Below are 4,914 nucleotides of genomic sequence, written 5' to 3' on the forward strand. Positions count from 1 at the left end.
TCAACAAACATCCGCATTCGGGATTGCGGCAGCGGCTTCAGGCGGTGGCAAGGCCGTATTCGGTACGGACAGCAAGCCGTTCCTTGTCGGCGATGCAGCGCGTCGAGCCATCACATTTGCCAGAATGGCGCAGGCGGAGTTGACGGGGCCTGAAACGGTTTTCGAAGACAGTCGGGGCTATCTGAAACTTTTGAATCGCGGCACTGCCAACCTGAACGCGCTCGACAGCCTTGGAAAGAGATGGCGACTTGTCGATCCTGGCCTGCTTTTCAAGACAAATCCGGTCTGCTCAGCAGCGCATGCTGCGATCGACCAGATGAACGCGCTCATGGCGGAGCTGAATGCCCAGCCTCAAGACATTCTGGAGATCAGGGCGGAAGTGCCGGAACTGGTTGACATCAGCCTGGTCTATCCGGCTCCGCAAACACCGCAGCAGGCTCAATTCAGCCTGCCCTATGCGCTTGCCTGTGCAGCGCTTCACGGACGGGTGCGATTTGAGGACCTGCTTCCGGGCGCACTATCGCTATCTGAAATGACTGCCCTTGTGGATCGGGTCCGGACCGAACGTGCCACCGACCTGTCAACGGACAGCATGCGTGAAAAATACCCAGAAAGTGCCCGGTTGACGCTCACTCTGAAAGACGGGCGCAAAGCGAGAGGATTCTGCGGGACGGCCTATGGCATGCCCGAAAACCCGCTGACCGACGCAGATCTTTTATCGAAATTCGAGGCCGCTGCCGCCTATGCGGGACGCGCAAACCGGCAACGGCCTCGTTTAGGGGAAAACCCCGCCGAGCTATTGGCTCAAATCATGCGCTGAAAAATTCAGCCAACCTTCTGGAGGGAAGAATGAAAACAGTACTTGCAGCGACTACCGCATTGATGACTTGCTTCTCCGCTGTTTCGGCAACGGCGGCGGAATGTTCAAACGAAGCCTGGAACCGTGTCATGGAACGAGGCTCGATCATTGTCGGCGTCAAGGCAGACTATAAACCGTGGGGTTACCGCAGCACCGATGGTGAGCTGGTCGGCATGGAAATCGACATGGCCAAGGATGTGGCCGACAAGATGGGCGTTGAACTGGAACTCGTGCCTGTTCAGTCTTCCAATCGCATGCAGTTCCTTGAACAAGGCAAGATCGATCTGATGATCGCAACCATGTCCGATCGTGCGGACCGCCGCGAAATTGTAGGCATTGTCGGACCGAATTACTACACATCCGGCACCAATCTGCTGGCACCGAAGCCACTAAAACTGACTGACTGGGAACAGCTTCGCGACAAGCCTGTCTGCGGCAAGCAAGGAGCGTTCTATAACCAGATCGTGGAAGAACGCTACGGCGCCAAGATCATCGCGTTTGCCGGGAATGCCGAAGCCAAACAGGCACTGCGTGACAAGAAGTGCATCGGCTTTGTCTATGATGACAGCTCCATCATGGCCGACCTTGCGTCCGGAGACTGGGACGAATTCGAGATGCCCATGAAAACCGAGGACGACAACCCGTGGGCCCTCGCCGTTCCAAAAGACGAACGCAATTGCGTCTTTGGCCGTTTCATGTCCGGCATGCAATACAACTGGCACAAGGACGGCACATTGGTTGAGCTTGAAAAGAAATGGGGCATTCAGCCGACAGCTTATCTCGCGGGCCAGCAGGACCGTTTCAAGGACTGGCTGTCCAAGTAACCGCATCAAGCTAAACTTGCATCGTGATCCGTGCCCTTTCGAGGGCACGGCAAACGCGTTAATCGTTGAGAGGAGACGCGATGCTGGACGCTGTCCAAGAATTCTTCCGGCAATTGGCTACCGATTATCCAACCTGGAATTTCGTCTTTTTCTATGAAGACCGCCAGTGGGACAAGGTCGTCTCCGGGCTCTGGATGACAATCAAGCTCTCGGTGATCTGTGTTGTCTTCAGCGTGGTAATCGGTATCGTCGGTGCGGCAATGCAGCGGGCACGAAGCCGTTTCATACGAGGCATTGTGCAGGCATATATTCAGTTTTTCCGAAACACGCCGCCCTTCGTGCAGCTTCTCTTTTTCTATTTTGCATTGGGAGCCTTCACACCGACCTACAGCCCCGATGGCTGGCTTGAGGTGCCGATCATTTCCAATGTCGGCTGGGCCATCATCTCGCTGTCCTTTTTTGCCGGTGCTTTCAATGTCGAAATTTTCCGGGCCGGTGTTGAGGCCGTACCGCAATCCACGCAGGAAGCAAGCGAAGCATTGGGCTTCACGCGTTTGCAGACCTTTGCCTATGTGGTTCTGCCCCTCGCCTTGCGTGTTTCCATTCCGTCGCTGAACAACAACCTGGTCAATCTGGTGAAGACGACGACACAGGCCTTCGTTATCGCCGTGCCGGAACTTCTTTACCAGTCAATTACGATCTGGAACGATTTTCCTTCGGCACAGAACCCGATGATGCTGGTGCTGTTCGTCTCCTATCTGGCGCTTGTCGGAATCCTCGTCCTTGGCATGAACAAGTGGGAACGCGTCATGCGCATTCCCGGATATGGAGCTTAAGCCATGAGCCGTGTCATTCCCGGCCTTACGGCCGTCTCCAAATCGGATCTGCCGGTCCTGCTTCCGTTCAAGCCCACACCTGCTGCAACAACAAGGGTGAACTTCTCGCAATGGCTGGCGAGTATCCCGTTCTGGGTTCCGTTCATGATCTTTGCGGCTGCCTTCTGGCCGGTGCATGCCTTTGCGCAGTCTAACGGTTTCTCGCTCACTCAGGCCTTCGAGACGCTTTGGCGCTGGATCCCGTTCCTGTTGCTGCATGGTTTCGTCTTCACCGTCATCATATCGGTATTGACCATGCTGCTTGGGACTATTCTTGGTGTCTTTCTCGGGCTCGGGCAGATCTCCCGAAACCGGTTTGTCCGTTGGTGTTCTTACTGGATCACCCAGATATTCCGGAATTCCCCGTGGCTGGTGCTGCTATTCATCGTCATGCTGAGCTTCCCGTTCCAGATCGATCTTTTCGGCCTGAGCATACCCGTCCCGGACTGGACGAAGGCAGTGATCGGCCTCAGTCTCCCGGTCATGGCGAACATTTCCGAGATCGTGCGCGGTGCGATCGGATCCGTTCCCTCGGCACAATGGGAAGCAGCCGAAAGCCTGGCTTTTTCGAGGCGGCAGACGCTTTTCGAAATCATCCTGCCGCAATGTATCAAACGGATGATCCCGCCCTGGATGAACTGGTATGCCATTTTGACCATGGCGACTCCCATCGTTTCGATCCTGGGCGTTGAAGAAGTTCTGAACCTGACACGGCAGGCGATTGAAGCGGAAAACAACCGTCCTGAACTGTTGATCCCGTTCTACGGCTTCGTCCTGCTGATTTTCTTTGTCTACTGCTATCCGATCGCGCGTCTGACCATGTGGCTGGAACGCAAATACGCAGTGAAACTCTAACCGGTCATGACCCAAGGAACGCGCATCATGAACTGGACACCAGACCAACCCATCGTTTCCCTGATAAACGTACACAAATCCTTCGGAGCCTTCGAAGTGCTCAAGGGCATTTCGATGGACATCATGAAGGGGGAAGTTGTCTGCATCATCGGTCCTTCCGGGTCGGGCAAATCGACGCTGATCCGATGTATCAATGCCCTCAACGACATTCAGGCGGGTTCAATCAGCGTCGAGGGACAGGAAGTTCACGACGACAATCTGGACAAGCTCGCCTTGCGCAAGAAAGTCGGCATGGTTTTTCAGCAATACAATCTCTTCCCACATAAAACCGCCTTGCAGAACGTAATGATGGCGCCGCTCAAGGTGCTGAAGCAGAACAAGGTGGAGGTCGAGGAAAGAGCGCGGGCGCTGATGAAGAAGGTCCGCCTTGAAGGCAAGGAAAACAGTTATCCAGGCGAACTTTCCGGAGGACAACAGCAGCGCGTTGCAATTGCGCGCTCGCTTGCCATGAACCCGGATGTGATGCTGTTCGATGAAGTCACCGCGGCCCTGGATCCCGAAACGGTCAAGGAAGTGCTGGTGACAATCAAGGACCTCGCCTCAGAAGGCATGACCTGTATCCTCGTGACGCACGAAATGGGATTTGCCCGCGAGGTCGCCGACCATATCTACTTTACCGACAAAGGCGTGATCGTAGAGCACGGACCTCCCGCCACGTTTTTCGACAACGCGCAGGATGCGCGCACAAGAGAATTCCTCGGCAAGGTTCTTTGACCTAGTCAGCCAAAGCAGTCTCCCGGCGCCTGTGCCAAGGGTGATGAAACTCACTAGGTTGAGATATCGGGGGCTGGCCTCGTCAATTCCAGGTCAGCCCAACCACTTGCTCAAGACGGTGATCCAGCGTGTCTACGTCCTGTGGCATCGTACAGCAGCTCGATAATCTCTTCCCTGGAAAGAAGACCGAGCTCGACCAGAAGATCCACAAAAAGCTTTCCGTCTGCCTCTGCTTCCTTCACCAGCTTTGAGACTTTTGCATACCCGAATTTCGGCACGAAAACGGTGGCAAGGGCCGACGAGCCCATCAGGTTTTCAAGGGCTTGCTCTTCAAGCGCCTGAATACCAACGATACACTTGTCCGCAAATATCCGGCTGCCTCTGGTCAGAAGATCCATACTGTCGAACATGCGGGAGGCGATCACAGGCTCAAAGTGATTGATTTCCAGTTGTCCACCCAGCGATGCCAGCGATACCGCCGCATCGTTTCCAACCACTGCATAGGCAATTTGCTGCATCATCATCGGCAGAACCGGATTGACTTTTCCCGGCATGATGGACGAACCGGGTTGAACGGCGGGCAGTTTGATTTCACCTATTCCCGATTTGGTCCCTGAGGACAGGATTATGAGGTCCAGACTGATTTTGCCGATCACCTCGGCAACGATACGGAACTCCGAGGAAACGCGTGCAAAGCCATCCGAATTCTGCATGCCGTCAAACAGAT

6 protein-coding genes are annotated in these 4,914 nt (G+C 54.9%); 5 read left to right on the plus strand and 1 reads right to left on the minus strand.

The features are described from left to right. The 5 genes from K5905_RS27435 to K5905_RS27455 form a co-directional block, all read left to right on the plus strand. On the plus strand, positions 1 to 820 hold an 820-nt coding region (locus K5905_RS27435), incomplete at its 5' end, for an MmgE/PrpD family protein (protein WP_297590253.1). Positions 821 to 849: 29 nt separating this feature from the next. Then, a complete protein-coding gene (locus tag K5905_RS27440) occupies positions 850 to 1,683 on the plus strand; it encodes a transporter substrate-binding domain-containing protein (protein ID WP_297590255.1) in 834 nt (277 codons plus the stop codon). Positions 1,684 to 1,763: 80 nt separating this feature from the next. Continuing rightward, the gene (locus K5905_RS27445; protein ID WP_297590258.1) at positions 1,764 to 2,519 is read left to right on the plus strand and encodes an amino acid ABC transporter permease; all 756 of its coding nucleotides are present in this window, start codon (positions 1,764 to 1,766) and stop codon (positions 2,517 to 2,519) included. 3 nt (positions 2,520 to 2,522) lie between these two features. Further along, complete coding sequence (locus tag K5905_RS27450) at positions 2,523 to 3,413, plus strand: amino acid ABC transporter permease (protein WP_297590260.1); 891 nt, start codon at positions 2,523 to 2,525, stop codon at positions 3,411 to 3,413. A 27-nt stretch (positions 3,414 to 3,440) separates the two neighbouring features. Next, positions 3,441 to 4,187: an amino acid ABC transporter ATP-binding protein gene (locus tag K5905_RS27455; protein ID WP_297590262.1), complete on the plus strand. Its 747-nt coding sequence runs from the start codon at positions 3,441 to 3,443 to the stop codon at positions 4,185 to 4,187. A gap of 110 nt (positions 4,188 to 4,297) precedes the next feature. Here the strand turns inward: K5905_RS27455 and K5905_RS27460 are convergent. Continuing rightward, on the minus strand, positions 4,298 to 4,914 hold a 617-nt coding region (locus K5905_RS27460; RefSeq protein WP_297590265.1), incomplete at its 5' end, for a lyase family protein.

This window comes from Roseibium sp., assembly GCF_025698965.1.
Taxonomy (GTDB): domain Bacteria; phylum Pseudomonadota; class Alphaproteobacteria; order Rhizobiales; family Stappiaceae; genus Roseibium.